Annotated in this window: 4 protein-coding genes and 2 pseudogenes; 5 read left to right on the plus strand and 1 reads right to left on the minus strand. The window is 69.5% G+C overall.

Annotation, left to right across the window (positions count from 1 at the left end):
* Nucleotides 1-42 precede the first annotated feature (42 nt).
* From CSW58_RS12870 to CSW58_RS12880, 3 genes are all read left to right on the plus strand, one after another.
* Nucleotides 43-444 carry a metallopeptidase family protein gene (locus CSW58_RS12870; protein WP_099446627.1) on the plus strand — a complete coding sequence of 134 codons (402 nt, stop codon included), beginning with the start codon at nucleotides 43-45 and terminating at the stop codon, nucleotides 442-444.
* Nucleotides 441-860, plus strand: a complete 420-nt coding sequence (locus CSW58_RS12875) for an SWIM zinc finger domain-containing protein (protein ID WP_099447554.1) — start codon at nucleotides 441-443, stop codon at nucleotides 858-860. The genes CSW58_RS12870 and CSW58_RS12875 overlap by 4 nt, the downstream gene beginning before the upstream one ends.
* Before the next feature lie 107 nt (nucleotides 861-967).
* On the plus strand, nucleotides 968-1381 hold the full coding sequence (locus CSW58_RS12880) for a hypothetical protein (protein WP_099447555.1): 414 nt from the start codon (nucleotides 968-970) through the stop codon (nucleotides 1379-1381).
* Nucleotides 1382-1396: 15 nt separating this feature from the next.
* Here the strand turns inward: CSW58_RS12880 and CSW58_RS12885 are convergent.
* A pseudogene (locus tag CSW58_RS12885) lies at nucleotides 1397-2271 on the minus strand (isoaspartyl peptidase/L-asparaginase family protein).
* 69 nt (nucleotides 2272-2340) lie between these two features.
* On the opposite strand from CSW58_RS12885, the pseudogene CSW58_RS12890 reads away from it, so the two are divergent.
* Both CSW58_RS12890 and CSW58_RS12895 read left to right on the plus strand, forming a co-directional pair.
* Nucleotides 2341-3338, plus strand: a pseudogene (locus CSW58_RS12890) (NADPH:quinone oxidoreductase family protein).
* A 112-nt stretch (nucleotides 3339-3450) separates the two neighbouring features.
* On the plus strand, nucleotides 3451-4101 hold a 651-nt coding region (locus CSW58_RS12895), incomplete at its 3' end, for a WecB/TagA/CpsF family glycosyltransferase (RefSeq protein ID WP_236627825.1).

The raw sequence follows: 4101 nt of genomic DNA on the forward strand, positions 1-4101 counted from the left end.
ATGCGCCCTGGCGCGCACGCGCGATCAGCCTATCTGAGGTCCATGACCCATACCGACCGCCCCGCGCCGACTCTCGACGATTTCGCCCTCCTGGCCCGCCGCGCCTTCGAAAATCTACCGTCCACCTTTCGTGACCTGTCGGGCGACGTGATCATCCGTGTCGACGATTTCGCCAGCGACGAGGTGCTGGACGAGATGGACATCGAAGATCCCTTCGAGCTGACCGGCCTCTATCAGGGGGTCGATCTGGCCCATCGGTCGGTGCTCGATCCCCACCCCCATCCCTCGATGGTGTTCCTCTACCGGCGCCCGATCCTCGACGAATGGTGCGAGCGCGGCGACGTCTCGCTGGGCGAGCTGATCAGCCATGTCCTGGTCCACGAGATCGGCCACCATTTCGGGCTGTCGGACGACGACATCCATCGCATCGAGGATCAGGCATGACGGCGACATCCTTCGATCTCGCGGCCCTGCGCGACCGGATGAGCGAAGGCTCGTTCGCCAACGGCCTCGCCTTGGCCGAGGCCGGGGCCGTCAGCCTGGTGGCGATCGAGGATGACGTGGTCACCGCCCATGTCCAGGGCGGAGACCTCTATGTCGTCCAGCTTCGCCCCCCAGCCGACGGCGCCTGCACCTGTCCGGGCTTCGGCAAGTTCGGGGCCTGCAAGCACCAGGTCGCCGTCGCGGCGGTGGTCGAGGCCCTGGACGCTGCCGGCCTGCAGGCCGCGCAGGCCCGCATGGCCCGCCTGCGCGACGGCCTGGCCCTGGAAAGCCCGGAAGCCTTGATCGAACGCCTGGTCGACCTGGCCCTGCGCCGCCCGGACGTGCTGGCCGCCCTGGAAGGCGAGAAGACCCCCTAGGCGCCCAGAGCGCCCTTGCCACCGCCCCGGACAGCCGCCAGGCTGCGATAGCGCGACGGGTTGCATCAGTCGGTGATGAGCCTGGGGGAGAAGGCGATGAGCGGCTTTTGGCGGGGTGGTTCGCGGTCTGGTGCCTTTCGATCGCGATCTTCGGCGCGGTGCTGTCCGGCGGCGCGTTCGAGGCGACCAGCGGGCCGGTACGCCTGTTGCTGGCGGGTCTCAAAGGGCCGGGCGAAGCGGTCTTTGATCCCGTGCTGCGGTTCAGCCTCGCGGTCATGGGGGCGGTCTCGATCGGCTGGGCGGTCACGCTGTTCGCCACGATCCGAGCGGCCATCGCCCTGGGCGACCAGGGTCGTCCGCTGTGGCGCGCCATCTCGATGGGCATGGCCACCTGGTTCGTGATCGACAGCGCCCTGTCGGTGGCGACGGGCTTTAGTCTGAACGTCGCGCCCAATCTTGTCCTGGTGGCGATGTACGTCATCGGCTTGCGAGGCAGCGGGGCCCTCAGGTCGCCGGGCTGAGGGCGCGGGGCCCCGTCAGAACGCGGCGCTGAACACCGATCCGTCAGGCATCAGGGCGGCGCGCTTGAGGCCGTCGGAGGCGAAGGGCATGCTGACCTGGCCGTCGCGATCCACGGCGATCAAGCCGCCGTCGCCGCCAGGGCCGCGACGCCCGCAATGGCCGCGGCGGTCGCCTCCGCCAGGGACTGGCCGCCAAACCGCATGCGGTGCGCGACCTGCACCGCCACGGCCGTGCGGATGAAATACTCGCCCTGGCCCGTGCAGGACACCGCCACGGCGTCGTCGGCCCAGGCCCCCGCCCCGATCAGCGGGCTGTCTCCGACCCGGCCCGGCATTTTTCCAAACACCCCCGCCGTCGAGGTCGCCGCCGCCAGCCGGCCCTCGGCGTCGCGGACCACGCAGCCCACCGTGCCGACAGGATGGTCAGGAGGATGGTTGGTCTCGAACGCCCCGGCCCGGGTGAACCAGCGCTCGGGGTCAGCGATCTCCACCAGGCCCTGGGCGCGGGCGAAGGCCATGGCCCCCTCGCCGGCCAGCATCACGTGCGGAGTCTTTTCCATCACCGCCCGGGCGGCCAGGATCGGGCTCTCGAAGCCTTGCAGGGCGGCGACCGAGCCGGCCCGCGCGGTCAGGCCGTCCATGAGGCAGGCGTCCAGCTCATAGGCGCCGGCGGCGTTCGGGGAGGCGCCCCGGCCGGCGATATAGAGCCCGCTGGCCTCCAGGGCGACGACGGTCTCGACTGCCACATCGAGGGCCAAGGCGCCGGCGGCCAGCCGGTCGCGGCCCGCTTCGATCAGGCCGGCCATGTGGGCGATCTCGACGCTGTAGTCATGACCCGGCGCCGCGCCGGCGCCGCCGTGCAGGGCGAGACTAAAACGTTTGTTTGACATTTGACTTCCTTGGCCGCGCGCCCTGCGATAGCGTCCCGGCTCTTAACGAATAAAGACGGGAGAAGACAGATGAAGGCGGTTCTCAGCACGGTGGTCGGCGGACCCGAAACCCTGGAACTGTCGGAGCTGCCCGATCCCGTGGCCGGTCCCGGACAGGTGCTGCTGGCGGTCAAGGCCTGCGGCGTCAACTATCCCGACGTGCTGATCATCGAGGACAAGTACCAGTTCAAGCCGCAGCGGCCGTTCGCGCCGGGCGGCGAGGTCTCGGGCCTGATCGCGGCGGTCGGCGAAGGCGTGACCCGCTTCAAGGTCGGCGACCGGGTGCTGGCCTCGACCGGCCACGGCGGCATGGCCGAGATGCTGGCCCTGGACGAGAACCGCTGCACGGCCATTCCCGACAACATGCCCTTCGACGAGGCGGCCGCCTTCATCCTGACCTACGGCACCTCCTATTACGCCCTCAAGGATCGCGGCCACCTGAAGGCCGGCGAGACCTGCTGGTGCTCGGCGCGGCCGGCGGCGTCGGCCTGGCGGCGGTGGAACTGGGCAAGGCGGCGGGCGCGCGGGTGATCGCGGCGGCCTCCAGCCAGGAGAAGATCGACCTGGCTATCGCCCATGGCGCCGACGCCGGGGTGATCTATCCGCGCGGCCCGTTCGACAAGGACGGCCAGAAGGCCCTGGCCAATCTGATCAAGGACGCCTGCGGTCCCAACGGCTGGGACGTGGCCTATGACGCGGTCGGCGGCGACTATTCGGAAGCCACCATCCGCGCCGCCGGCTGGGGCGGCCGCTTCCTGGTGATCGGCTTCCCGTCTGGCATTCCCAAGATCCCGTTGAACCTGACCCTGCTGAAATCCTGCGACATCGTCGGGGTGTTCTGGGGCGCTTCGGTGGCCCGCGATCCCAAGGGCCACGCCCAGAACGTCAAGGACCTGATGGGCCTCTACGCCGAGGGCAAGATCAAGCCGCACGTCTCCGAGCGTTTTCCGCTGGAGCGGGCCGGGGACGCCATCGCCCACCTCGCCAGCCGCAAGGCCATGGGCAAGGTCGTGGTGACCATCGACTGATCTCCCCGGGCGGGGGCGACCGGACACGGTTAACCCCCGCTAAGGACGAAACTTAGCGGGATGCTTACGGCGTCGGGCTCATTCTGCGGCAGGATCCTGATGGAGGCCGCAGATGTCCGAGGTCGTCCAGACCGCCGTCCTGGCGCAGAGCGCCGCCCGCCCGTTCCGTCTCAAGCGGCGTCCGGAGGAGCGCGTCAGCGTGCTCGGCGCGGCCATGGACCTGGTGCGGCCCGAAGAGGTCTTCCACTTCGTCGCCGGCCGCCTGGCGCGGGGCGAGTCCTCGATCATCGCTAATCACAACCTCCACAGCCTCTACCTGTCACGCCGCCAGACCGCCGTTCGCGACTTCTTCCAGGCCGCCGATCTGGTCGAGGTCGACTCCACTCCGCTGCTCCTCTGGGCCCGGTTGATCGGGCGTTCCAGCCGCCGCTTCCACCGCTGCACCTATCTGGACTGGCGCGACGTGTTCTGGGCGGGGGCCCGGGATGAGGGCTGGCGGGTGTTCTTCGTCGGCGGAGCCCCTGGCGTGGCCGAGACGGCCCGCGACAAAATCCTGAACGATTGGCCAGGGGTCGAGCTCGCCGTGCACCATGGCTATTTCGACGCCAGCCCCGGATCGAGCGAGAACGCCGCCGTGGTCGAGGCGATCAACGCCTTCAAGCCGCAGATCCTGCTGGTCGGCATGGGGATGCCGCGCCAGGAGGTCTGGGTGCTGGAGAACCACGCCGCCGTCACCGGGCCCTGCGCGCATTTCACGGTCGGC

It is taken from the genome of Caulobacter sp. B11, assembly GCF_002737765.1.
Classification (GTDB): domain Bacteria; phylum Pseudomonadota; class Alphaproteobacteria; order Caulobacterales; family Caulobacteraceae; genus Caulobacter.

What these genes read in the sequence shown, in the direction of transcription:
- CSW58_RS12875 (WP_099447554.1), top strand. Translation starts at nt 441, where the DNA reads ATGACGGCGACATCCTTCGATCTCGCGGCCCTGCGCGACCGGATGAGC.
- CSW58_RS12870 (WP_099446627.1), top strand. Translation starts at nt 43, where the DNA reads ATGACCCATACCGACCGCCCCGCGCCGACTCTCGACGATTTCGCCCTC.